Origin of the sequence: Niallia sp. Kr1, assembly GCF_050389805.1 — a bacterium.
Classification (GTDB): domain Bacteria; phylum Bacillota; class Bacilli; order Bacillales; family Cytobacillaceae; genus Bacillus_BD.
This window is the reverse complement of record NZ_CP130945.1, coordinates 4570032-4594460: the sequence shown is the minus strand read 5'-3', so window position 1 is coordinate 4594460 and position 24429 is coordinate 4570032. Positions and strand designations below refer to the sequence as shown.

The 24429-nt window shown below is 36.9% G+C and carries 19 protein-coding genes and 3 pseudogenes; 13 read left to right on the top strand and 9 right to left on the bottom strand.

Translation table 11 applies throughout. The annotated features are described in order from the left end of the window. The first annotated feature begins 141 nt into the window (after nt 1–141). Together murJ and Q5760_RS22605 are read left to right on the top strand one after the other, a co-directional pair. Complete coding sequence (gene murJ, locus Q5760_RS22610; protein WP_428909804.1) at nt 142–1665, top strand: murein biosynthesis integral membrane protein MurJ; 1524 nt, start codon at nt 142–144, stop codon at nt 1663–1665. A gap of 104 nt (nt 1666–1769) precedes the next feature. Continuing rightward, nucleotides 1770–2837 carry an acyltransferase family protein gene (locus Q5760_RS22605; RefSeq protein ID WP_428909803.1) on the top strand — a complete coding sequence of 356 codons (1068 nt, stop codon included), beginning with the start codon at nt 1770–1772 and terminating at the stop codon, nt 2835–2837. Between the two features lie 643 nt (nt 2838–3480). On the opposite strand, the pseudogene istB (Q5760_RS22600) reads toward Q5760_RS22605, so the two are convergent. From istB (Q5760_RS22600) to Q5760_RS22575, 6 genes and pseudogenes are all read right to left on the bottom strand, one after another. Next, nucleotides 3481–4210: pseudogene (istB, locus tag Q5760_RS22600) on the bottom strand (IS21-like element helper ATPase IstB). 311 nt (nt 4211–4521) lie between these two features. Further along, entirely contained in the window at nt 4522–5286 is a 765-nt protein-coding gene (gene istB / locus Q5760_RS22595) for an IS21-like element helper ATPase IstB (RefSeq protein WP_428909802.1), read from the bottom strand. Next, nucleotides 5283–5444 carry a hypothetical protein gene (locus Q5760_RS22590; RefSeq protein ID WP_428909801.1) on the bottom strand — a complete coding sequence of 54 codons (162 nt, stop codon included), beginning with the start codon at nt 5442–5444 and terminating at the stop codon, nt 5283–5285. The genes istB (Q5760_RS22595) and Q5760_RS22590 overlap by 4 nt, the downstream gene beginning before the upstream one ends. A 21-nt stretch (nt 5445–5465) precedes the next feature. Then, nucleotides 5466–5678: pseudogene (locus Q5760_RS22585) on the bottom strand (Mu transposase domain-containing protein); the annotation flags it as partial. 233 nt (nt 5679–5911) lie between these two features. Continuing rightward, nucleotides 5912–6217 carry a hypothetical protein gene (locus tag Q5760_RS22580; RefSeq protein ID WP_428909800.1) on the bottom strand — a complete coding sequence of 102 codons (306 nt, stop codon included), beginning with the start codon at nt 6215–6217 and terminating at the stop codon, nt 5912–5914. 3 nt (nt 6218–6220) lie between these two features. Continuing rightward, nucleotides 6221–6451, bottom strand: coding sequence for a hypothetical protein (locus Q5760_RS22575; RefSeq protein WP_428909799.1), 231 nt, complete (start codon nt 6449–6451; stop codon nt 6221–6223). A 499-nt stretch (nt 6452–6950) separates the two neighbouring features. On the opposite strand from Q5760_RS22575, the gene Q5760_RS22570 reads away from it, so the two are divergent. From Q5760_RS22570 to Q5760_RS22550, 5 genes are all read left to right on the top strand, one after another. Beyond that, the gene (locus tag Q5760_RS22570) at nt 6951–8228 is read left to right on the top strand and encodes an IS110 family transposase (protein ID WP_428909710.1); all 1278 of its coding nucleotides are present in this window, start codon (nt 6951–6953) and stop codon (nt 8226–8228) included. Between the two features lie 391 nt (nt 8229–8619). Further along, nucleotides 8620–10161 carry a YifB family Mg chelatase-like AAA ATPase gene (locus Q5760_RS22565; protein ID WP_428909798.1) on the top strand — a complete coding sequence of 514 codons (1542 nt, stop codon included), beginning with the start codon at nt 8620–8622 and terminating at the stop codon, nt 10159–10161. A gap of 2 nt (nt 10162–10163) precedes the next feature. Beyond that, on the top strand, nt 10164–10739 hold the full coding sequence (locus Q5760_RS22560) for a transposase (RefSeq protein ID WP_428909797.1): 576 nt from the start codon (nt 10164–10166) through the stop codon (nt 10737–10739). Nucleotides 10740–10920: 181 nt separating this feature from the next. Continuing rightward, the gene (locus Q5760_RS22555) at nt 10921–11475 is read left to right on the top strand and encodes a DUF7713 domain-containing protein (RefSeq protein ID WP_428909796.1); all 555 of its coding nucleotides are present in this window, start codon (nt 10921–10923) and stop codon (nt 11473–11475) included. A 290-nt stretch (nt 11476–11765) separates the two neighbouring features. Next, nucleotides 11766–12023 (top strand): hypothetical protein, encoded by a 258-nt coding sequence (locus Q5760_RS22550; protein WP_428909795.1) that lies wholly within the window; start codon nt 11766–11768, stop codon nt 12021–12023. Between the two features lie 856 nt (nt 12024–12879). Here Q5760_RS22550 and Q5760_RS22545 read toward each other — a convergent pair. Beyond that, on the bottom strand, nt 12880–13389 hold the full coding sequence (locus Q5760_RS22545) for a competence protein ComK (RefSeq protein WP_428909794.1): 510 nt from the start codon (nt 13387–13389) through the stop codon (nt 12880–12882). 291 nt (nt 13390–13680) lie between these two features. Continuing rightward, a complete protein-coding gene (locus Q5760_RS22540; RefSeq protein WP_428909793.1) occupies nt 13681–14157 on the bottom strand; it encodes a sigma-70 family RNA polymerase sigma factor in 477 nt (158 codons plus the stop codon). Nucleotides 14158–14507: 350 nt separating this feature from the next. Here Q5760_RS22540 and Q5760_RS22535 point away from each other — a divergent pair, with 350 nt between their 5' ends. The 5 genes and pseudogenes from Q5760_RS22535 to Q5760_RS22515 all read left to right on the top strand — a co-directional run bounded on the left by Q5760_RS22535 (nt 14508) and on the right by Q5760_RS22515 (nt 20899). Beyond that, nucleotides 14508–15257: a conserved phage C-terminal domain-containing protein gene (locus tag Q5760_RS22535; RefSeq protein WP_428909792.1), complete on the top strand. Its 750-nt coding sequence runs from the start codon at nt 14508–14510 to the stop codon at nt 15255–15257. Then, nucleotides 15250–15591, top strand: coding sequence for a hypothetical protein (locus tag Q5760_RS22530; RefSeq protein WP_428909791.1), 342 nt, complete (start codon nt 15250–15252; stop codon nt 15589–15591). Before Q5760_RS22535 ends, Q5760_RS22530 begins: the two co-directional genes overlap by 8 nt. Next, nucleotides 15588–16879 (top strand): annotated as a pseudogene (gene dnaB / locus Q5760_RS22525) (replicative DNA helicase). The gene Q5760_RS22530 and the pseudogene dnaB overlap by 4 nt, the downstream one beginning before the upstream one ends. 579 nt (nt 16880–17458) lie before the next feature. Continuing rightward, nucleotides 17459–19513 carry a S8 family serine peptidase gene (locus tag Q5760_RS22520; protein ID WP_428909790.1) on the top strand — a complete coding sequence of 685 codons (2055 nt, stop codon included), beginning with the start codon at nt 17459–17461 and terminating at the stop codon, nt 19511–19513. A 393-nt stretch (nt 19514–19906) separates the two neighbouring features. Further along, nucleotides 19907–20899 carry a bile acid:sodium symporter family protein gene (locus Q5760_RS22515; protein ID WP_428909789.1) on the top strand — a complete coding sequence of 331 codons (993 nt, stop codon included), beginning with the start codon at nt 19907–19909 and terminating at the stop codon, nt 20897–20899. Nucleotides 20900–21089: 190 nt separating this feature from the next. On the opposite strand, the gene Q5760_RS22510 is transcribed toward Q5760_RS22515, so the two are convergent. Then, entirely contained in the window at nt 21090–22409 is a 1320-nt protein-coding gene (locus Q5760_RS22510; protein WP_428909788.1) for a short-chain fatty acid transporter, read from the bottom strand. A 636-nt stretch (nt 22410–23045) separates the two neighbouring features. Here Q5760_RS22510 and Q5760_RS22505 point away from each other — a divergent pair. Then, entirely contained in the window at nt 23046–24257 is a 1212-nt protein-coding gene (locus Q5760_RS22505) for an MFS transporter (protein WP_428909787.1), read from the top strand. Nucleotides 24258–24429: the final 172 nt, after the last annotated feature.

Genomic DNA, 24429 nt, shown 5'->3' with positions numbered 1-24429 from the left:
TTTGACTAGCAATTCGAGAGAAGAAAAATAATCAAAATAGTATATTTCTCTTTTATTATTTAATTAGGTGTTGAATTTAGTTAGAATTTTATGTAAAAAATTTGAAGAACAAATGAAAGGTTTTTAAAAAGAGGACAACTCATGAAGAAAACAGCAGTTATGCTAATGATATTAACAATTTTATCTACAACGATCGGGTTTTCTAGAGAGCTAATATTATCATTTTATTATGGAGCATCATATATAACTGATGCATATCTAATTTCTTTAATTATTCCGCAAACACTAATTGCATTTATTGGTGCTGTAATAGGTAGTATTTATATTCCTATGTATAGAAATATTGAACATGAAATTAGTATAAAAAGAGCTGATGAATTTACAAGTAATATTATAAATGTTTTATTCTTTTTATGTAGTGCAATTATATTACTAGTCTTAATATTTACACCTTTATTTGTAAAAATATTTGCAGTTGGTTTTAAGGGTGAAATCTTTAATCTTACAGTTAATTTCACTAGGGTAAGTATTTTTGCAATTTATTTTTCGATCTTAGCATCTCTATTTAGTAGTTATTTACAATTGAAAAATAATTTTGTTGTAGGTGGAATTTTGAGTATTCCACTCAATTTAATAATTATTCTTTCCCTTGTTTTTAGTTCAGAGTATAATATTTATATCCTTTCTTTTGGAAGTGTTTTAGGTGCTTTTTTTCAATTATTATTTATAATTCCATTTGTAAAAAAATCGGGTTTTAAGTATCGATTTATTATAAATAAAAAAGATGTTTATATAAAAAAATTGGTATCTCTATCTATGCCTGTAATGTTAGGTGTGTCAGTTTATCAGCTTAATACATTGATAGATAAGACAATTGCTTCTCAAGTAATTACTGGGGGTATTTCATCTCTTTCTTACGCTAGTAGAGTAAATGCATTAGTATTTGGTTTATTTGCAGTTCCTATTGCAACCGTAATGTACCCCATGATCTCTAAAATGAGTGCTGAAAAGAAATTAAAAAAGCTAAAAGAAACTGTTTCAAAGGCATTTCTTAGTATATTGCTGTTAGTAGTACCAGCAACAATAGGTTCGATGGTACTAGCTGAGCCAATTATTAGACTTCTTTTTGGAAGAGGTGCTTTTGATAATTCAGATATTCAGATGACAGCTAGTGCACTATTTTTTTATTCAATAGGCATGTTAGGTGTTAGTCTTAGAGAAATACTATATAGAACTTTTTACTCCTTGCAAGACACGAGGACTCCCTTAGTAAATGCTGCTATTGCAATGGTATTAAATATAATTTTTAGTATAGTATTGTCAAAACTTATGGGTATTGCTGGAATTGCATTAGCTACTAGTATCTCATCTATTCTATGTGCTATTCTCCTTTTTGTTAATTTAAGGAGAAAAATAGGTGTTTTTTCAATGAAAAATTTATTTTCCACATTTTTAAAAATTCTTCTAGCATCAGTAATTATGGGATTTTTAACTTTAAAAATCTATGCTATATTAATTGAGAATTTTAGTTTATATTTGACTTTATTTATTACAATAATAATAAGCGGAGGAGTATATATTCTTTTAATAAATTTTATGAAAATAAAAGAGTTCGATGAAGCATTATTTTTTATTAAAGAAAAAATTAATCTTAAACATAGCTAATAGTAGTAGTGGAAAAGGATTCAAAACAACGATATTAGTTAATTAGACAATATGTCAAGGAGGTGTTATAGATTTTAGAATTTTATTTTGTTGGAGGTCGGTGAGTGAACAACCATAGAGATAACACATTAGACATAGCAAAAGGAATTGCGATATTCTTAGTTGTTTTTGGGCATATTTTGCAATATACAGTTGTACCTACTGGAATAGATTTTTTTAAAAATCCATTATTTGAAGTTATTTATTCTTTTCATATGCCATTATTCATGTTTGTTAGTGGTTATTTGTCTACATTTAGTCTTCAACGAAGGTCACTAAAAGATAATTTTAAAATTAAAACTAATGGTATACTTATACCTTACATTTTATGGACAATTATTTTAGTTTTAATAACTTTGTTATTAAAGCATATTATTGTTGGAGAAACAATAAATGTTATAGGTTTTTTAAAGATGTTGGTTGCCAATTTAATTGTATATCCTAACATATGGTTTCTGTATGTTCTTTTCTTATTTTATTGTATACTATACTTTACAATATATATGGAAAAGAAAATAGGTGTATTTTCGTATATAATTTCTGCTTTCTTTATAATTTTAATACCATTTAAAATATATTTTGGGATTTACTACATTCAATTCTTTTATTTATTTTTTCTAGCTGGGTATCTAATAAATTGTTATAAACTAAAATATAACATTAGGTCTGTGAATAAAAAGTTTGCTAAATTTATTATTTTATTATTGATATATTTATTATTGATGTCACAATGGGGTAAATCTGATTATATCTATGTCAACTTAATGAAGATAAGTTCTGATAATCTTTTACTTGAAATATTAAGGATTATATATAGATTTTTAGTAGCTTTTGTAGGAATATTTCTTGTGCTATTTATATCTAACTTTATAAGTAGGTTTAATATTTCTAGTATATTAAAAAAAATGGGTACTTATTCATTAGATATCTATATGATTCAAAATATTATTGTATCACTAATATATAGAGAACTAATTAAAGTTTCTGGTTTCCAAATAAACGATGATCAGTTAATCATATTTTGTTTTATGGTTACTATAATCAGTATAACTTTATGTGTAAATATTTCAAAATATATAATCCGCAAAATGGAAATGTTGAATAAGTTGTTATTAGGTAGAGGACAAACATAAAAAGATAATTAGTTTGAAAACGGTTATATTCCAGGGCTGTATATATAAACTATTGACTTCAGTAAAAGTGGATTATAGCACACCAAAATGTATTTTGTTTAGTGTAATTTGGTGCCTGGCACCAATCATTCTTACAATCACCTATCTTACAGTTGACTTTTTATACATTCTATCAATCTGCAAAATTTCGTCGTTATTTAAGGTTACGTCACAGTGACTACCAAAAAAACTTGTTTCACAGAAAGTTTCACGAGAGATTTAAAATATACAAGAATAAGAAGTTAATCATTTGAGATATGATTAACCTCTTATTCTTGTAGGGCTTATCACTTTTTGTGTTATCAGGTAACAGTCAGATCGAAATATGGAGAATTGAAGTGCAACTGAATAATATTTGGACCTGTGGTCAAGCCCCTATTATATGGACACAGTAAAAAATCGAAAAAATCAAATTTGATAAGTTTTGGTAACAGTGACGCCTCGAAAAATCTTGTTTCACGATAGATTTGTAATATACAAAAAAAGAGGTTAATCATTTAAAATCATGATTAACCCCCTTTTTTTTGACAAGTGTATTTTGCAAGAAAAAAGTGCATAGTTGCGCAATGAATTTTGCAGAGTTTTGCCACCCAATCTTTTCAACTTATCTTGCCCGTGATAAAGCATTCGATAATCTATAACTTCCACCATTAAACGTTAATACGTGGGCATGATGAATTAAACGATCCACTAATGCTGCCGTTAGTCTTGAATCAATAAAAATCCGTTTCCATTGACTAAATTCAAGGTTAGATGTTATTAGCAGGCTTTTCTGTTCATACCAGTCAGCAATAAGCTGAAATAGTAGTTCTGAGCCTTCCTTACTGAAAGGTAGATAACCCATTTCATCAAGAATGACTAATTCTACCTTTTCAAACTTCTTTCTAAAGGAAGGCAATTTATCTTGTTTCAGTGCTTGTTCCAATTGCCCGATGAGAGTGGATACACGATAAAATCTAACTTCATATCCCATTTCACATGCTTTTCTTCCTAATCCAGTTGCTAAATGCGATTTTTTCCAGTCCCAGGAGCGCCAATCAAAACAACGTTTTGTTTTTGCTTGATAAAGTCAAGGCTCATTAAACCATCTTTATCAATCTGTGTCGGAAACCTAATCCTTTCGGTCCATTCATAATTACTTAAACCCTTCGAGTCTAAGAACCTAACATTTTTAATTAGGCGTTGGACTTTTGCTTGCTCACGTAGTCTAAACTCTTCCTTAAATAATGCCCCTAAAAAAATTGGGAAGGTGATTCGAAAGGAATCGACTCATAAATTTCAGAAACATAAGCTAGTCTTAAAGACCTACACATAGAACGGATTTCCTCGCTCATGATTGTCCACACCCTGTAGGTGCCAATGAATCATACTCGTCCCAATCTAGCCCGAAGGGATTTTCACTGTTTCCAGAAATTAAATCATAAAATTCCTCATTTATTCTTTTGATATCATATGTAACAAGTAAGTTTACTATTTCTACTAATCTTTTGTTTTTGTCAATATGAAATTGAGCCGGAGCGATCACTTCAAAAGTGAGCCACTTAATAATTATCTACTATCATAAAAAGAGGATATGGGTGTTTGGTGTCAACAACGATTTAATTTTCCCCAATTTCAACGATATGAAATTCCCCATTATGAACGGTTAAGTTGTTGGTTTGGCAGGATAAATTCCTGCCTTTTTCTTTTCTGGTAAACGATAAGAATCCCCCTTAATATTGAATGTAATCGCATGATGTAAGAGGCGATCCAAAATGGCTGTTGCTAGTACATCGTCACCAAAAACTTTTCCCCATTCGAGGTAAGACTTATTGGATGTTAAAATCATGGCACCCTGTTCATATCGTTCTGATATCACTTGGAAGAAAACGTTGGCAGCCAGTTCATCAAAAGGAAAATAACCGACCTCATCTATGATTAATACATCCGGACGACTCCAACGGTTTACGAGTCGTTGGAGAGTCCCTTTCTCATTAGCCTTACGGCACTGAGCCACTAAATCATCAGCCGTCAAAAATAACGCTGTATATCCTTGAGTAATAGCTTCAACCGCAAAAGAGATGGCTAGATGAGTTTTTCCTACACCTGGAGGTCCCAATAAAATACGGTTTTCGCCATTGGCAATAAAACGACATGTTAGAGTTTCTTTCACTCTTTTCTCACTCAAGCTTGGCTGGAATGTAAAATCAAACTCGTGAATCGTTTTGGTATAAGGCAGTTTTGCCCGTTTCATTCGTTTGTTTAGCTGCTCGGATTCTTGCTGTTCAATTTCTCGTAAAACGATAGTGTGAAGAAACTCAGAATATGATACATTATCCTTAGAAGCGTCTTCTAGTAAACTATCAAGTTGGTTTGCTGTATGATGCCATCCGAGCTTCTGTAATCGTTCCAATAAGAGTTCGTTTATCATACAGATTCACCTTCTTCCAATGCTGCATAAGCAGCGAGAGGGCGTTTTTCTACATTTGGAGATGAGGTATGAGAGTGAAGATCATCAGTCGCCAAACCTTCAACGTTCTTCGCTTTCATGCCTTTTCCTTTTGCCTCTAATCCTTCATAATGCTCCATTCGTACATGGGTAGTTGCTTTTCCTGTAAGAACAGGATGCTTTGCGATACATTCATGTTCATCATAAATCTCTAAATGATGGTCTAATGTTTCCTTGATTTTTACTGTTTGTCCGGCATAACGATAAGGAACAGAATATCGTTTGCCACGGTAAGATACAAAACAATCACGACTGACTTCTCTCGTTTCCCAATGTGCGGTAGGAAATAAAGGTTTTGCTCCCCATACCTGCAGAAACTTCTGTTCCTGCTCAAATCGTTGAAATGGTGACTCGTTGGTAGTTTGATTCGTTTTCTTAATTTTGGGTGCCTGTCACCACCCGAAGAATGTCGAGATTTGTAGAAATATAGAGTGATCATCATTTAACGAGAGCAATAGTAAAAAGAGAAGTCATCACCTTTTCTTTGTACCAAAGGAAAGGTGATGACTTCTCTTAAAAATATAAACATTATAGAATTATAAACATGTTAATCTAGAGATTTCTGGTGTGGATGCCGAATCAAAAATATTTCGATCTGACTTGAGGTAAAACGGTAAAATACTTTATATGGATCTGACTTCCCAACGGAAACTAAAACCATCCGAAGGTCAACTGGCATCTGTTTAATGAGCACTGGACGACCAGGGATATAGGTAGATAGATCTTGATTTTCGAAATAAGTTTGTACCGTTTCTTTTAGGAAAAGTGCAATAGGTGGCAGTTCAATACGATCTCTCCAACGGTCTAATTTCAATAAGGATTGAATGGCTGATTGTCTCCACAAAATTTTCATGCATTAATTCTCTAAAATCATTTTGATTTCTTCTTCAGATAAAATTGGGTTATTTTCATTTAAAGCTGCCATTAATTGCTTTTCTTCTTCAGGGTCTGTAACCTCATAACAATCACTGTTACTTACTTCTTCTACCTCTAATAATAAAAATTTTCTTTTGCCAACTTGTATATATGAATGACCGGATTGAATTGCTTTTTTAATATCCTCATGTTCAATTCTTATAGGTTCCATTAAATCACCAACTTTAATGTATTTAAACTCATTATAGCTGATTTCACTAAAAAATTAAACGGTTGGGTAACTGTGGGTCCCGTTACTGTGTGACCACCCGAAAAATCTTGTTTCAAAGGGAATGTTTCACGAAGTGTTTGGGTTTATAGACGGGGGAGCATGGATATGGCATTTAATATTACCTATAGGATCTTTTATAAGAAAAGATCCTTGTATGAGCTTACGGAATTGAGCATTTATTTTAGGTGCTTAGTTGACGGCCGAAGTTATGCGGAATGCTATTCTTATTATAAATTTACATCGAACGTACATTCCCTTTTTTATTGACAATTTAAGTAAAAACGCTTACTATATAAACAGAACATATGTTTTGCAAAAGGAGCATTCCTGTTAAAAGGATTTTCGGGGACTTGAACAAAAAAGAGCCCTCTTGGTATGATACGGGGTGTCAAAATCTGCAGAAATTGACCCCTAATTTGTTAACCAAGGAGGACTCCATATGGATTTTAAACAAAACCATAAAATAAATCAAGTCACTGAAAACACACTCGTTGTCGGAATCGACATTGCGAAGCGAAAACATTTCGCCTGCTTTGTAGATGATCGTGGGCGAGTGCTCCAAAAATCATTTTCTATATTACAGTCTTATGATGGATTCCAGCATTTTTATCATCGTATTCTAACTGCGATGAAAGAACACGAAAAAACAGAAGTCATCGTAGGGATTGAACCTACTGGCCATTACTGGCTTAATTTAGCCTATTTCCTTGAGGAACGAGGCATTCCCCTCGCAATGGCTAATCCTTTGCACGTCAAGCGCTCAAAAGAGTTGGACGACAATTTACCAACCAAACATGATCGCAAAGATGCGCTGGTGATCGCTCGTCTCATAAAAGATGGGCGCTTTAGTTATCCACGTATTTTGAAAGACATTGAGGCGGAGCTTCGTGTTGGGTCAACATTTAGAGGTAAGTTGACAGAGGAATTAGGTGCTGTCAAAAATATGATGATTCGCTGGTTAGATCGCTATTTCCCGGAATTCACTCAGGTGTTTCCGTCATTCGGAAAAATGGCTTTGGCTGCACTTGAATGTACTCCATTTCCAAGTGATCTTTTTCAAAAGCAACCCGATGAAGTCTTATCACTTTACCGACAGGTTGAGGGGCTAAAATCTCCCCAACGACCAAAAGCAATACAACTCATTGAAGTCAGTTCTAGCTCCATCGGAGTAACAGAAGGACGTGAGATGGCCCGTATTGAAATTGCCACGCTCGTTCGCCGTTACAACCAGTTGGAACAAGAAATTAAAAGTCTTACACAGCAATTAGTCACGCTTGTACAAACGTCTGTAGAGTACGAATGGCTCTCAACGGTTCAAGGACTGGGCGATACCACAATCGTTGATTTATTGGCTGAAATCGGTAGCTTTTCACACTATGAAGATCCACGCCAAATCATTAAACTTGCGGGACTAACTTTACGTGAAAACTCTTCCGGCCAGCACAAAGGGCAAAAACATATCTCCAAACGGGGAAGAAGAAAGCTACGTGCCCTCCTTTTCCGAGTGATGATGCCAATGGTTCGCCATAATGAAGCCTTTCGAAAGCTGCATGAATATTACACTAACCGTAAGGTTAATCCGTTACGGAAGAAGCAATCTATTGTGGTTCTATGCGGAAAACTATTAAAAGTCTTACATGGAATAAGTACAAAGCACAAAGCTTTTGACGCACAGCGAATGATGAAGGATATTCCTAGTCTCGCAGAGACTATGTAAAAATCTACATCCCTTTAACAAAACTAGACAACAGGATGACACGGAGAAGCTGGCACTATTTTCACCATCCGACCTTGAGTCCCTAAAGGAGCTTCGCTAGCCTCTGCCTTATGACTAGACCGAACGAAGGAATGTAGGCACTTAGATGCCCAGAGACATGGGAGGGTACGTCATCATAAGCTACGCAGAGATCCATTGTGCATCGTATAATTTCCGAACACTACTTTACCATCATTTTCCAGTAGTGACCGCGTAGCGTACCCATACACTGGAATAGTTTCACATAATATGAAAATTTTATTAGGATTCGTGTCCAAAAATATTTTTTTGACACTCCACCAACGGCTCAAACCGTTGATATATTAACATTTATAGAGGGAGGGAAATGATGATGGCAACGATCGTTCAAAGCATTGGATTACGAGGAATTGAAGGCTATAAAGTTCAGGTGGAAGTACAGGTGGTTCAGGGAAAAGAGGGGATTAGTATAGTCGGGCTTCCAGATGCTTCTGTAAAGGAATCCAAGGACAGAGTATTGGGTGCATTAGCTGCTAATCTTTGTGAACTTCCAGAGAAGCGTATCATTATTAACCTATCTCCATCTGAGCAGAAAAAGAACAGTCCGCTTTTTGATTTGGCCATGGCGATAGGAATCATGAAGGAAATGCGCCATTTCGCGTACAAAATTCCGGAACAGGCTGCATTCCTAGGTGTTTTATCATTAGATGGTTCCATTAAGTCAGTTGAAGGCATGCTGCCAGCGATAATGGCGGCCAAACAGGCAGGTTATCAAACGCTTTATCTCCCTTATATACCAGACCTTCCTTTTCAACAAATGGATGGGATTCGTTTAATTTTTGTTCAAACTCTTAAAGAAGTCATCCAATCGTTTTCAAGTCAAATGACGTTTCCATTACTTCAAAAAGTTTCCTCACACCCAGAATCTACTGCGCCGATCATTCCCGTTTATGAAAAAGATTTTAAAGATATTATTGGATTAAAGCAAGAGAAGCGAGCTTTAGAAATTGCAGCAGCCGGTGCTCATCATGTCTTAATGAGTGGCCCTCCAGGATCGGGAAAAAGTATGTTAGCGGAGTCATTCCTTTCTATTTTACCTCCATTAACGAATCATGAGCTATTTGAAGTGATGAGTATTTATCAACTCGCTGGGATAAAGAAAGATACTTATTCTATTCCACCTTTCCGATCACCACACCATACCTCTTCATCTATTTCTTTAATAGGTGGTGGTACCCATCCAAAACCAGGGGAAGTAACGTTAGCTCATAATGGGGTCTTATTTCTTGATGAAATGACTGAATTCCCGAAACGGACGATTGATATGCTACGTCAACCTTTAGAATCTGGAAAAGTTACGATCAGTCGAGCTGCATTAACGGCCACCTATCCGTCCCGGTTTATCTTAATCGGAGCGATGAATCCTTGTCCGTGTGGGTATCTAGGAGCTAAAAATAAATATTGTACCTGCTCACCCAAAATCATTGAAACCTATCAAAATCGCCTTTCAGGTCCGATGCGGGATCGTTTTGATCTATTGCTTTTTGTCCAATCCACCTCCATTACCCTTGATCCTACACAAATCATTGAAACCTCAGAAGAGATAAGAAAACGCGTCATAAAGGCTAGAGAAAGACAGTATGAGCGATATGGAAAGGGCATCTGTAATGGGAATGCCCCCAATGATTTATTTTTAGAAAAGAATCCACTCAATCCCCAACAACGAGTGATGTTACAGCAATGGTCAAGTCAGGAACAGTTTAGTCATCGTGTGCAGATGAAAATACTTAAACTTGCACGGACCATTTCGGATTTACAAGAAGAAGAGAATATGACGAATGCATCCCTGTGGGAAGCTGTGACATTTAGGAGAAACGAGGCAAAAAAAGTTACTCAGAAGGTGCAGGTGAATTGATAATGGGAAGAATCAAGCGAAGATGGGATAAAGAGAGTTACTATCATATTGTTTGTCGCGGTAATCGTCGTGATCCTTTATATTATGACACGGGGGATTTTCTTACCTTCCTATATATCTTGCATCAGGTTTATGAGAAGATTCCATTTGAATTAGCCTCCTACTGTCTGATGACGAATCATTATCATCTACAATTAAAATCTCCAAATGAACCCATCTGGAAAGTGATGTCCTTGATCAATAAGAGATATGCCGATTATTACAATACAAAATACCATTTAACCGGTCATGTATTTGAAAAAAGATATTTTTCTAAAAGGATCGAAACGACTGAAGGGATGATTGCGGTAAGTTGTTATATTCACCTTAATCCTGTGGAAGCTAGAATGGTAGAGAATCCAGAAGACTGTATATGGAGCAGTTATGCTTATTATAAGGGAACTGCCCCAGCCCCTTATGTGTATGTAAATAGGGACGCAGTACTAAAGAGTTTTTTAGGAAACATTACAGAAAAGGAAAGAAAGTATTGTGAAGAGTTAATGACCAGACGCAATAAAGAAGAGGTGAGAGAAGAATGAATAAAAAGGTGATCTCATAAAACCTATTTATAAGGTAAATGAGCACTTAACATCTTACCGGTATCCTTGAATCTTATTTTACAGCGTTTGAGGAAGCTCAGTAAAAACTAAATCTAAATCTCCTGATTTCATAGAGTGTTTGAAGGTATGATAAAATAGAAGAAAAATTATAGGTGACGATATGAACAAATGTGAACATTGTAGTTCAAATGATGTGAAGGTTCATTTTGATAGGGATGCTGAGAGTATGTTACTATGTTTAAATTGCTTCAACAAGTTGATGGCAGATAAACTCGAAGTAGATCTTGAACCATTAATAGAATCGTTTTCATTAAAGGATTATCAAGGTATGAATCGTACCTTTTTTGTAGAAAGGCAAATACTTCCGCAAGGGATTTACTTGGAAGCAGTAGAAAATGTGAAATTTGGATATAAATTTGGCGTGCAAGGTGAATTACATTCAAATCAAACGGATATGCTTAATCAATTAATGGAAAAAACAAGAAATGGATTAGCAGAACAACAAGTAAAAACGGAATTTTTTCCAAACGGGCAAAAATATAATACCCTCATTCATGATCAATTTACTGGTCTAATAGAATATGATGAAGGCTCTAATATAGCTCCGCTTATTATTATCGACGGAAAGCCATTCACATGGGAGGAAGTTGGGAAAATGATGATGACATACGAAGGCTTTCAGATAAAGGTTAAGGTGTATGATATGACAGACTAAGCGGTGACATGTGACACCTCGTCTCATTTCGAGGAAGTAAGGATATTTTTATTCTTGAATTTTCCAATACTAAAGGAAGAGCCCTTGTTTCCACCTGAGTTAATGTAGGTATAGTGTGTTGAGAGGGACCTGTGAGCTTTAATGATAATGATCTGCTGTTTGTTTCACTTTTTGTGTTTAAATGAATAACCAGATCGAGATATAGTAGAATGAAAGTGCAACTGAATATTGTGAGGGTGGGAGGTTGTCACGGTTCTTCCCGTTTTAGGAAAGGAGATGACTACATTAAAATGAATGTTAATGATTTATTTACTAAAAACGGTAAAGCACTTGAACATGCTGATTATATTCATCTTTTCAATGACAATAGAGGAGCGCGCTTTAAGGAAGAATATAAGTATTTAATTAGTGAAGCAATTAACAAGAGGCACATGACTGTTGAGAAATATAACGTTGCTGAAAATGTGCAAGAAACGCTTGATCAAATATGTGAAACAAAGGGACTTGAATCCCGTTTGATGAAGAGACTTAAAAAGTTATCACAATGAACCTGATTATGTAATTGCTCCGCTAGTCTACATATTGAAAAAATAGACCCGGATTTTAAACTTGGTACGGATGGTGAAGGGCGATTAAACATTATATCCGATAAAGCTCAAATTGAACTTCGTCCAAGAATAGATGAGAAAAATACTGAATCTAGAATCTTTATACCTAATGAAAAAATTGCCATCACGTCAGCGAATGATAGTATTGAAAACCTAGTCGATCTATTATGCGTTAAAGGTATTACGGTTTACGTAATAGATACAGAGGATTGGTCAAATATTATTTATGCCTATAAAATCAGTAGGGATGATCAGTTTTTTGATATTGCGGAAAACTATAAAAACCAGATCCTATTGGAACTAGGGAATAGAATTAGAAAAAATTTTAATTAAATTAAATCATTTTTTTAATTTTGCGTGTCTGACACCACCTGAAGTTTGTCAAGATTTGTAGATTAAAGAATTGACCGAAGAGCATGTGTGTAAAAATGATTTTTTTATTTTAAGAGCAACTATGACCACCCGGAAAATAGTAGCACTTTTAATGAAGAAGTGGTGGGCAGCCGTAAACAAGAAAAACCCAAGTAATCATCTTCACTTGGGGGGGATAATTCCTTTTTATTAATCGTTTAATCTATCCTCATTTACCAATTTTGGGAAATAATCTCCAAATTCATTTGTCTCTTCACTTCGGTTCATACTAATTGTTCCAGTATTAGCAAATGTATTTATTAAGGTTTCCCAGCCTTCATAGTAAAGAAATTCATCTGATCATTGACTAAATCTATTAACCGGCCAAATCCTTAGCGGTCAACCACGCTGCCTATTGTTTTTCTAAAATAAATTGAATATAAGTTTATAACGATTGTAACGAAAAGATATAAGGCTGCATCTCTCCTCGTAGCAAGATCATTTCACGAACGAAGGAGGCTTCCATCCGTTGAGTATGGAGCTGTCTAAATGAAAGGTTGACGGTTAGGAAATGCCCATTTACCATTTCTGCCGTTGTTTGTTTTTTTCCTTTCGGATGTATATCAATGATTTTTGAATGAACGAGCCAATGGCACCCAAATCGATCTATCGACGGGCATCTGATCAACATAATACTTTTTTCAGGAGCAAAAGGGACTGGAACCTGCTTATAACTTCTTTTTAAAATCTTACGAGCCGACTTTGTGGCTCCGACAAGATCCTGAACCGTATAATGAAAAGATTCTTCTACAATTTCATCTGGAGATTGTTTTACCAATTTACGTTGGTTTCCTTCCATGACTACCGCAAACTCATGCCCATTAACAAAATGCGAGGAAATACAGGATGTATCCTTATTAATAAAATACTGTGACAAAAAAGTTTCTGCGTTCATAATAAGCTCCTATCATTAATTGAAATTGTTGACTGCTTTATAGTAAAAAATAATATGTAAACGGTTTCAAATGTAAAGTGAAAAAATGCGATCCCATCTGAAAGAATGTTGACTGCTACATGTGTTCATGAGCTCGATTTACACAAAAAATATTGTAACATAATTATATAGACTAAAAGGGTGTAATTTGTACCAAATATTGAACTTTCTAAGAACAAAAATAGGGAAAAGTATCTATTTATTATCTAAAAATTAATAATCTTAATAAGAATACTAGTGAAGGTTATCTTTTCATAGATTGGTTTCCCTCAACAAACACTTTTTTAAAGCAAGATCCCCCCAAGATCGAACTCTTCTTGAAGGAATTTGCTCCATGTCGGCAATATCCTCTTGTGTTAATCCATAGTAAAAATGGAGAATGACCCATCTTCTCTGTAAATCTGTTAAATGACTGAAGTGGCTTAATAATAGTTCTTTTTCCAAAGGACGGTCTGTGTATATCGGGTTCGTATGTAACCAATCTTCAATTGAAATGGATTTGATTTGTCTAGAGTTCTCCAGCTTCAATGCATTAATCAATTTCCATCGAATGTAGGTACGAATAAAAGGTGGAAAGCTTCCTTTTTCTTTGTTAAAACGTTCACTTCCTTCCCAAAGACCAATTAGACCCACTTGGTAGTATTCATCAATGTTGTGGTCAATCCCTAATGAATAAATGACTGAATAAATCAATTTCGAATAACTCTTTGCTAGAAGATCAAATTCCATTTGTATCCATTCCTTTTATTTATTTTCCCGGGTGCCTTCACGATAACGATAAAGAATCGTGAAATCCACTCAGTCAAAAGTTAGAAGACAGGGGCAATTTTTATAATTGGTAGGTGAATTTGTAAAATTGACTGTTCAATTGTAAAAAATGAGCGCTGAATTTGAAAAAAGTCCATGGATCATCCTAGATAGAAAAATTAGAGTGAAGCTATTCACAAATTCTACACAATTTTATAAGGGAAAAATGAACCTCCTTGAGTTTATTTAGATATAGAGAGAAATACAGTGGCTTTCCGAAAAATGTTTGAAGAGGGAGTCTACTAAACATTCACATGAGGAGGATTCTCACGATGAGTAAACTATTAATCAATGAATACCCCATTATCATTCAACCTTCACTGGTCATGAAGATCGGACTGAATCAAGCGATTATTCTGCAACAACTCCATTATTGGTTGGAAACGAGCTCGCATATCAAGGACGGAAAACGGTGGATTTATAATACGTATAAGGATTGGCAGCAACAGTTTCCTTTTTGGTCAGAAAAAACGATTCAGCGGACGTTTCTTGCTTTGGAGGAAGAAGGGTACGTCGTATCGGCCAATTACAATCGGATGAAAATGGACAAAACGAAGTGGTACACCATTGATTATGACAAGTTGAGAGAAATCGAAGCGGACTTTGTGACATCAGAGTCTGGACAGTCTGTTCGCACACAAGGGTCAAATGAGTCCCCCATAAATGACAGCTTGGGAGTAGCAATACCAGAGATTAACACAGAAACTAACACAGAGAGGATCTATACCCCCATTCCCATTCAGGACATCGTTACCTATTTGAACCAAAAGGCGAATGCTCATTACCGGATTAGTTCCAAGAAAACAAAGGAATTGATTAAAGCACGCTGGAACGAAGGATTTCGAATGGATGATTTTAAAAAAGTCATTGATATCAAGGTGTTAGAGTGGATGGACGATCCAGTGATGAGCAAGTTTCTTCGACCCGAAACCTTATTTGGCACGAAGTTTGAATCGTATTTAAATCAAAGGAATGCGAAGAAAAAGAAAAGCTATCATGAGGAGGATTTTGACCTTGACTAAAAGAGAATTATTTCAGTTGCTCAAGCTGATTTCCGTTTATTATGATTCCTTCGAGCTTCAACAGGAGAAAGTGGACGAGTGGTATCACATTTTACAAGGGGAATCGTTTCAGAAGGTAGAGGAAACGTTAAAAAAACATGTTGCTCATTCTCCCTATCCACCGAGAGTTTCTGAATTGATTTGTAAACCTGAAAATGGTGCCCGTGCGATTCCAAATCGAGAGGATACAAGATTCATCATTCAACTCAACGGTTGTCCAGCAAGCGAGGAAGTGGTTGAACAGTCATTAGCGAAGATACGAGAAATATTAGGAATTCAAAGAGGAGAAAGATGATGGAGCGAAATCCCTATTATCATATTGAAGTTGAAGAAGCAATTATTGGTGCCTTGTTTTTAGAGGGGGAATTGATCCATGAATGCACCTTACTTCCTGAGCATTTCTATTCTCCGCAGCTACGCAAGATTTATATCTTGATGCAACAGTTAGCGGAAAAAGGAAAACCGATTGATGTCGTATCGGTAGCGGAAGAAGCTGGACCTGATTCTTTTTTCGAAATGGGAGGAGGGGGCTATTTCCCCTCACTTGCAGAAAGTACTCCAACCACGGCGAATTTCAAGCATCATCAAGAAATCGTGAAGAAATATGCGCAAAAAAGAAATACCGTCTTGATTGCCAACAAGATCCGAAAAGCCACTGAAGCGGGAGAATTAGACTGTATAATTCGGGAAGGAATTCAAGATTTACAAAATGTAGAAGATAGTTTAGTTGATGAAAAACTTGGTGACATCAAAGAAGGTTTAATTGATTTATATTTGGATTGCGAAAAAGATCTAGGGGAGATTAGTGGAATTCCATCCGGTTTTAAAGACTTGGATGGATTAACAGGAGGATTTCAGGAGTCAGATCTAGTGGTCATTGGAGCGCGACCAAGTGTTGGAAAAACAGCCTTTGCCTTAAACATTGCCCTGCAAGCGGCAAAAGAAGATGTTGCCGTTATTTTTTCGTTAGAAATGTCCAAGAAACAATTGCTGAAAAGAGCGGTTGGTCAAATCGGCTATGTTAGTTCCGTTAAGCTGCGAAACCCCAACCGGCTTTTTGATGAAAAGGATTGGAATGGCCTTCAACAAGCATTAGGGATCATGTCCAAAATGGGGTTGCATATTTATGATCGTGGTGGAATGGATGTCCACTATATTTGGTCGCATGTGAGAAAGCTCAGGCAGCATTACGGGAAGGAGAGGAGGATGTTGGTAGTCATCGATTATTTGCAATTAATTATGGGCGATCCTCGATTAAAGGGAAACCGCCAAGCGGAGATTAGTGAAATCAGCCGTGCGTTGAAGCAGATGGCCAAGGAGTTATGTGTCGTAGTGATTGCATTATCTCAGTTAAGTCGAGCGGTGGAAAGTAGACAAGACAAACGCCCCATGCTTTCCGATCTTCGTGATAGCGGGCAAATCGAACAAGACTCCGATGTCATCGCCTTTCTCTATCGCGATGACTACTATGATAGAGACTCAAAGAAAAAGACCAAATGGAAATCATCTTGGCCAAGCAACGGAATGGACCCATTGGAACCGTACAGCTGGAATTTTTGAAGGAGTATGGGGTGTTTCGTTGAAACAGGGGGAGCGGTTCTCTGCGTTTCTTTTTTCTAAGGAATTTGTATGCCAGTCAACGCCTGGGATTTCTTGAGACTTGTAAATTAATTGAATGTGTAAGTACAAGGTGGGGACAGGTCTTGAGTTATCCTAATTATTACTAATATATAGGATTAAAAGCAAAGTTCTCTATTTTTCAATATGTGAGTGTACTTGTAAGTAAGTGATCATTTCAAAAGTGAGCTACTTCATCCTGAGGGGACACGGGGATAACCTTGTCCCGTAGACGATCAGGAAGGGAATTGTACCTTAACTCTATAAAACTTTAAGCAAACAGATGGAGTGATTCTCGGATTTGATTTTTTGAAAGGTTGGAATAATGTCACAGTATAGTATAGGTCTGAGTATATATTTAGATTCATTTACACCGAGAGAGTTGAGCAATATAATAGGAAATAGATTAATATATCTAGTTGTTTAAATTAAATAGAAGGGTTAATATTTGTTTTGCTAATCTGTATAAAACTCTTATATTTGCAATAATGTATTAATAAAGTAATAGTTTTTTCCTTTAAATTTAATAATGGAGTAAATTCAAAATGAAAATAATCAGTATTAACTTGATAACTTATTTTTCCTTTCTCTTATTTATTTTTTTTACTTATATTCCTCTTACTGTAAACGCTGGAGAAACGGAAAATATAGATAAAAAGGCTATTGTTATTTATAAAAATGCCACCGGTAAGGAAGATATAATAGAAGAAAGTAAAAAAGTAGAATATGAGTTTGAAACTGTTCCAGCTATATCAGTGACAGCTACAGAAGATGAACTAAAGAAATTAGAATTAAATCCCAATATTGATTATATAGAGGAAAATTTACCACTCAGGATTGCAGAAACCGGACAGGTCAAGGTTATGCCGTCAGTACAGAATGCTCCCGTAGGCAAAGCCCAATGGAATATAAAATCAACAAATGTTCAAGAGGCTTGGAATGAAGGTTATACAGGAGACGGAGTCAAAGTGGCAGTGCTCGATACAGGGATCTCCCCTCACGCCGAGTTGAACATCGCCGGAGGTATTTCAACAGTTGATTATACAAATTCTTGGCAAGATGACAATGGACATGGAAGTCATATTTCTGGCATTATTGCAGCCCAACCTGGTATTACAAGTGTAAATGAGTTGGATATTATTGGAGTAGCACCGGATGTCAGTCTGTATGCAATTAAGGCATTAGACGGTTTAGGATCGGGTAACCTACAAGATACTTTGGAAGGTTTAGATTGGGCCATTGCTAATGGTATGGATATCATCAATATAAGCATGGGTACTTCTGTTTACAGCCAATTATTTGAACAAATGATTAATGATGCCATTGACAAAGGCATTCTTATTGTGGCTGCAAGCGGAAATGTCGGATTAGAGAATTCAGTGATATATCCAGCAAAATTTAATGATGTCATTGCTGTATCATCTGTAAATGAATCACTAACGATAAGCGATTTTTCTTCAACGGGTGTAGAAGTTGATTTCTCAGCTCCGGGAGAAAATATTATAAGTACATTTACTCAAGGAAGTTATGCAACTGAAAGTGGCACATCGCAAGCAACTCCCCATGTTACAGGGATGTTAGCTCTTTTAAAGGAGAAATACCCTAATCTCACAAATAATGAATTGAAGACGCTGCTTATGGAAAATGCTAAAGATTTGGGTGCTGCCAGTCAAGACCCATATTATGGGTACGGGCTGATCTATTATCATTCAAATGTCAGTGATCCGGTAACCCCTTCTGTACATTATTCAACACATGTTCAAGATTATGGATGGACAGGTTTCGTTTCCAATGGAGACATGAGCGGAACAGAGGGACAAAGCAAACGATTAGAAGCAATTAGAATCCAATTGAAAAATGCCCCTTATAGTGGGGATATCTTATATTCAACGCATGTTCAAAATAATGGATGGTTAGGTAACGTATCCAATGGTGCCATGTCCGGAACTACCGGGGAAAGCAAACGAATGGAGGCAATTCGAATTAACCTGACTGGTGAGATGGCCCAACATTATGATGTGTATTATCGTGTTCATGTACAAAACTACGGATGGTTAGACTGGGCTAAAAATGGTGAATCAGCTGGTACTACTGGTCAAGCGAAACGCTTGGAAGCGATTGAGGTTGTTTTAGTTGAAAAAGGAGGAAGGGCACCAGGTAATACAACTAAACCATTTGTTAGTGCTCCATCTGTTTCGTACTCGACACATGTTCAATCATATGGATGGTTGAAGCCTGTTACGGATGGGATAATGAGCGGAACAGAAGGGCAATCCAAACGATTAGAAGCAATTAAAATTCAATTAAAAAATGCTCCTTATAAAGGTGATATCGTATATTCAACGCATGTCCAAAGTAATGGATGGTTAGGTAACGTTTCCAATGGTGCCATGTCCGGAACCACCGGGGAAAGCAAACGAATGGAGGCAATTCGAATTAACCTAACTGGTGAGATGGTCCAACATTACGATGTGTATTATCGCGTTCATGTACAAAACTACGGATGGTTAGACTGGGCTAAAAATGGGCAACCTGCAGGTACCACCGGTCAAGCGAAGCGGTTAGAAGCGATCAAGATTATTTTAGTCGAAAAAAATTGATTGGGTTAGTCACGGGACCTGTCCCTGTGACTCCAAAAGAAGAAGGAAGGTTCTGTGGGAGAAATCTCTGCAGGGCCTTTCTTTTTGTTTCTTTTATGCAAATCATGAAAGTTAGAAGAATATTATAATAGAATAACCTTATGAAAAGTTATCTCCATTCAAACTCCATTCAGGAACCATCACGGTGTGGCAACGGTGTTGTTCGTATTTTTCAGAATCATATAGACTTTTCTGAATTAAAGCGATATAATATCAAAAATATTATTGCTAGATTTTTAATCCATTTTTCTCGTCATAAATGAATAGGTTAGGAAAGGTGAGAATTTGCTAACTTGGTGATGAAAAGGAGTGAAATGAAAGCACAACACATCTATAGAGATAGGAGTAGCAACAATGAAATTAATGAATCAAGTTAGTGAGTTTGCGAATAAGTATTTTAGTGTGATTAGTGTTCTCTTTGCCGTTGCAGCCTTTGTTTGGCATGAACACTTTGTTTGGTTAGGATCCTACATAACCACACTGCTCATGATTGTCATGTTCGGTGTGGGTATGACCATGAAACCGGTAGATTTTAAGCTAGTACTTACCAAACCAAAGTCGGTAATCATTGGGGTTTTAGCCCAATTTACGATCATGCCTTTGCTTGCCTATGGGATTGCCGTTCTGTTTAATCTCCCTCCGGAATTGGCTGCTGGGATTATTCTAGTAGGGTGTGTTCCAGGTGGGACCTCTTCCAATGTCATGGTTTATCTTGCGAAAGGAAATACAGCTCTATCCATTGCGATGACATCTTTATCCACATTACTTGCACCAATTGTTACCCCAGCCCTTTTGTATTTGCTCGCTGGGCAGTGGATGCCGATAGATCCTGTTGGAATGTTTCTATCCATCGTTCAAGTTATTATTGTTCCCATTGCTCTAGGTCTGTTAATTCAAAAGATGGTGCCAAAGGTTGTCGAAAAAGGGGGAGCTTTGTTGCCGCTCATCTCTGTGATTGCGATTGCTCTTGTATGTGCTGCTGTCGTTTCTGGAAATAGAGATAATATTGCAGCTTCAGGGTTGATTATTTTTGCTACGGTTTTATTACATAATTGGTCTGGATTGTTTGTTGGTTATATGGTCGGTGTTCTCATGAAGCTAGATGATGAAACAAAGAGAGCCATTTCAATCGAGGTCGGCATCCAGAATGCTGGATTAGGGGTTTCTCTTGCTAAGACGCACTTTGCAGCCTCACCATTAACCGCATTACCTGGTGCTGTTGCTGTTACGCTGCATGTCATAAATGGTTCCATCCTCGCTTCGATTTGGTCAAGGAAGTCCATGAACAAAGTCCATGCTAACGCGGATGAAAATAGAAAAATGGTCGAAGAAGTTACGTCACAGTGACGGCCTGAAAAGGACCTGTTATGAGTAAATGGGGCATGGTATTTGTCCGCCGAATTTATCGTTAAAAAATAGTGTAACACAAGATTGCTCTATTTATCTATTATTCGGTGGGTCGAGGGACCTGTCCCCTTGACTCAAATCAACATAAAAAGAGAGGATGATTCATGACTTGAATCATCCTCTCTGCTGTTTAGAAGAATAACAATCCTAGTGAAATGACGATACCGCTTACAACTAGAACTAAGACAAGGTAACCCATAATGTCCTTCGCCTTCAGTCCAGCGATTGCCAGTGCGGGCAGTGCCCAGAATGGCTGGATCATGTTTGTCCAGGCGTCGCCCCATGCAACGGCCATCGCTGTCTTTGGAAGTGATGCACCAAGTTGTGTCGCTGCATCCAGCATAATTGGACCTTGAACGGCCCATTGCCCTCCACCAGAAGGAACGAAGAAGTTGACAATACCGGCACTTAAAAAGGCAAGCATTGGGAAGGTAAAGTCATTTGAAATGGCAATAAACGCGTCAGATATAACGGCAGCTAATCCGGAGGTCGTCATCAATCCCATTAATCCAGCGTAGAATGGGAATTGAACGATAATGCCACTCGTTCCTTTGACCGCGTTCAACACAGCGTCCAAGAATTGTTTTGGAGTACCGTGAAATAGAATGCCAAGGAATAAAAATAAGAAATTGACGATATCGAGATTTAACTTAAATCCGTTAGTAGCGAAATAATAGAATAAGAAAACAAGCCCGACTAATCCAATTAATAAAGAAATAAGTTTGCTGTTTTCAAGTTTGTCAGCAGGTGTTAGGGCTTCTTTTTCAATGGTCGCTGCTTGGATGTCATCCTGTAAGAGTGCAGGATCAACGGTTATCGTTTGTTCCTTAGATGGCATACTTAAGCGGTTGATAATCGGGATGGTTACCAACAAACCTAATACGATCACGATATTAAAGGTTGAAAAAGTAGTTTCACTTGTTGGTACAACACCGATTAGATTTTCGGTAAAGTGTCCTGGCGTGGCAATGGTCAATGGAACAGACCCTGAAATTCCGCCATGCCATACGAGAAACCCTGAGTAAGCACTCGCAATTAGCAGCCTGTAGTCAACAGTTGTTACTCTTTTTGCTAATTCCTTTGCAAACAAAGCGCCAATGACAAGCCCGAATCCCCAGTTAATGAGGTTTGCAATCATGGATACTACGGTTACGATGACAATCGCTTGCCCAGGTGTCTTGGCGAATGAAGCAAGAGATCCTAACCCTTTTTTAAAAATATGGCTGCTTGCTAAGACATGTCCCGTTAATAATACAAGGACCATCTGCATTGTAAAGGAAAGAAGTCCCCAAAAACCATTTCCCCAGTGCTGGACCAATTGATAGGGTCCGTTATCTGTAAAAACCAGGCCTAATCCAAATACAACAAAAGTTAAAATGATGACGAATATAAATGGATCTGGCAAATACCTCTGCATAATCCGATTAAAAAATGACACCAATGCCTTCATAAAATGACATCCCCTCCCTTAAATATACTATTGAAACACTATTAAGTATTTTACAAATATTTTGAAATACCTTCCCCTTTTATGTAAATTTTTGTTTACGTTTACAGGGACGCCTCGTAGAGATGTGTAATTTTTACCAATTATGTGATTCTATATCTATTGTAATGATGGGATAGGGGGAAAGGTCGAAGCCACTGAAAAAGTCTATTTTAACTAACCAAGAAGGCAATTACCTACTATATCTAGATGATTGCCTCTTGTGTTTACTGTATATTGATGAAAAATAGACTCATTGTTCATAGCAACCATTTTTTCAGTAGTCTCGAAACGTCTCCATGTTTTTGTTGAAAATAGGATTATATTATGCTAGTATAATCAACAACAAAATAGTTCCCTTTAATACAGTCCAGAGAGGCTGAAAAGGAATTCGTGAACATGAAGACTTTTGTATGAGTCTATTCATGCCCTTTTTGTCCTCTCTGACGAAAGGGCATTTTTTGTTGTGTTCAATCGTTTAACAATCACTCTTTTAATGAAGTCCTGTGAGGCTTCAAAGGAGAATGGGCGAGTTATTAAATAGATCACCATTCCTATAGAGAGATGATTATGGAAGAAAACATAGGAGGGTGATAAAAAATGGATTATCGTAAAAAGACAGTGGCTGCATCTGTGGCAGGGTTAACGTTAGAAGGGATGGACATCATGTTTATCTCGTTTGCCATGTCGATGATCATTTCAGAGTTTCATATTGATATGGCAACAGGTGGTCTTATTTCATCAATCACAAATATTGGGATGTTGTTAGGTGGTATTATCTTTGGTATATTAGCCGATAAATTTGGTCGAGTTCGAATTTTTACGTATACCGTGATTTTATTTGCAATTGGTACAGCTTTAACTGGATTTGCAACGAATATTGAGCAGGTCTATATCTTCCGTTTTATTGCAGGACTCGGGGCAGGGGGCGAATATGGAATTGGGATGGCGCTTGTGGCAGAGGCCTGGCCAAAGAATAAACAAGGGAGAGCCTCTTCCTATGTCAGTGTAGGTGCTCAATATGGTGTGATTCTTGCCGCGTTACTAAGTGCCATGATCTTGCCTACTTTGGGATGGAGAGCCCTATTTTTTGTAGGAGTGGTGCCGGTGATTTTTGCCTTTATCGTTCGCAAAAATCTAGATGAATCACCCGAATGGCTGGCTGCTCAGAAGGCAAAAAAGGATAGTCCAAAAGAGGAAAAGGGGAAACTCGTTCAGTTGTTTGAAACTCCTCGCGTTACAATGACGACGATTGGTTTAGCGATCATGGCGACGGTTCAAATAGCTGGCTACAATGGATTAATGATTTGGCTTCCGTCTATGTTACAACAGTCACAGGGTCTATCGGTTTCAAGTTCAGCACTATGGACGATTAGTACAGCTCTAGGTATGATTATTGGAATGCTGACTTTTGGTCAGTTTATGGATCGATTTGGAACGAAGCGTGCTTATGGAATCTTTCTCCTTGCATCTGCATGTGCGGTATTTCTGTACTCCTTTGCAACGGGAAGTGTGGGTGTTTTAGTAGGTGGTGCCATTGTCGGCTTCTTCTCAAATGGAATGTTTGCTGGATACGGCGCTTTAATTAGTAGTTTCTATCCCGTTGATATTCGTAGTACGGCAACGAATACGATCTTTAACTTTGGTAGGGCTGTAGGGGGATTATCTCCTATTCTTGTCGGTTATCTTCTACAAAGCTATGATATGACGGTAGCGATGATTTACTTAGCGGCTCTCTATTGTATATCCTTTGTGGTGATGCTTACCTTGAAAAAAAGACGAGGTGAAAGTGTCGTCCAAGCTGCTGCTTAAAATAAACTCTGGTTTAGGTTATAGAGATAGGGAGAACATGGGGACGGTTCCCGTGTTCTCCTTTTTGCGTGCCTGTCACGACCCGAAAAATCTTGTTTCACAGAATGTTTCGCGGGAAATCGGGGTCAGACCCCCACTCAACTGAAAGCATTAAAAGACAAAGTAAGTGAGG

Excerpts from the sequence above, each read along its gene's own strand:
- Q5760_RS22520 (WP_428909790.1), top strand. The coding sequence starts at position 17,459 with ATGAAAATAATCAGTATTAACTTGATAACTTATTTTTCCTTTCTCTTA.
- Q5760_RS22565 (WP_428909798.1), top strand. The coding sequence starts at position 8,620 with ATGGCAACGATCGTTCAAAGCATTGGATTACGAGGAATTGAAGGCTAT.
- Q5760_RS22515 (WP_428909789.1), top strand. The coding sequence starts at position 19,907 with ATGAAATTAATGAATCAAGTTAGTGAGTTTGCGAATAAGTATTTTAGT.
- Q5760_RS22545 (WP_428909794.1), bottom strand. The coding sequence starts at position 13,389 with ATGAACGCAGAAACTTTTTTGTCACAGTATTTTATTAATAAGGATACA.
- Q5760_RS22570 (WP_428909710.1), top strand. The coding sequence starts at position 6,951 with ATGGATTTTAAACAAAACCATAAAATAAATCAAGTCACTGAAAACACA.
- Q5760_RS22540 (WP_428909793.1), bottom strand. The coding sequence starts at position 14,157 with ATGGAATTTGATCTTCTAGCAAAGAGTTATTCGAAATTGATTTATTCA.
- Q5760_RS22590 (WP_428909801.1), bottom strand. The coding sequence starts at position 5,444 with ATGGAGCATTATGAAGGATTAGAGGCAAAAGGAAAAGGCATGAAAGCG.
- Q5760_RS22575 (WP_428909799.1), bottom strand. The coding sequence starts at position 6,451 with ATGGAACCTATAAGAATTGAACATGAGGATATTAAAAAAGCAATTCAA.
- Q5760_RS22560 (WP_428909797.1), top strand. The coding sequence starts at position 10,164 with ATGGGAAGAATCAAGCGAAGATGGGATAAAGAGAGTTACTATCATATT.
- Q5760_RS22580 (WP_428909800.1), bottom strand. The coding sequence starts at position 6,217 with ATGAAAATTTTGTGGAGACAATCAGCCATTCAATCCTTATTGAAATTA.
- Q5760_RS22535 (WP_428909792.1), top strand. The coding sequence starts at position 14,508 with ATGAGTAAACTATTAATCAATGAATACCCCATTATCATTCAACCTTCA.
- Q5760_RS22550 (WP_428909795.1), top strand. The coding sequence starts at position 11,766 with ATGAATGTTAATGATTTATTTACTAAAAACGGTAAAGCACTTGAACAT.
- Q5760_RS22555 (WP_428909796.1), top strand. The coding sequence starts at position 10,921 with ATGAACAAATGTGAACATTGTAGTTCAAATGATGTGAAGGTTCATTTT.
- murJ (WP_428909804.1), top strand. The coding sequence starts at position 142 with ATGAAGAAAACAGCAGTTATGCTAATGATATTAACAATTTTATCTACA.
- Q5760_RS22510 (WP_428909788.1), bottom strand. The coding sequence starts at position 22,409 with ATGAAGGCATTGGTGTCATTTTTTAATCGGATTATGCAGAGGTATTTG.
- istB (WP_428909802.1), bottom strand. The coding sequence starts at position 5,286 with ATGATAAACGAACTCTTATTGGAACGATTACAGAAGCTCGGATGGCAT.
- Q5760_RS22505 (WP_428909787.1), top strand. The coding sequence starts at position 23,046 with ATGGATTATCGTAAAAAGACAGTGGCTGCATCTGTGGCAGGGTTAACG.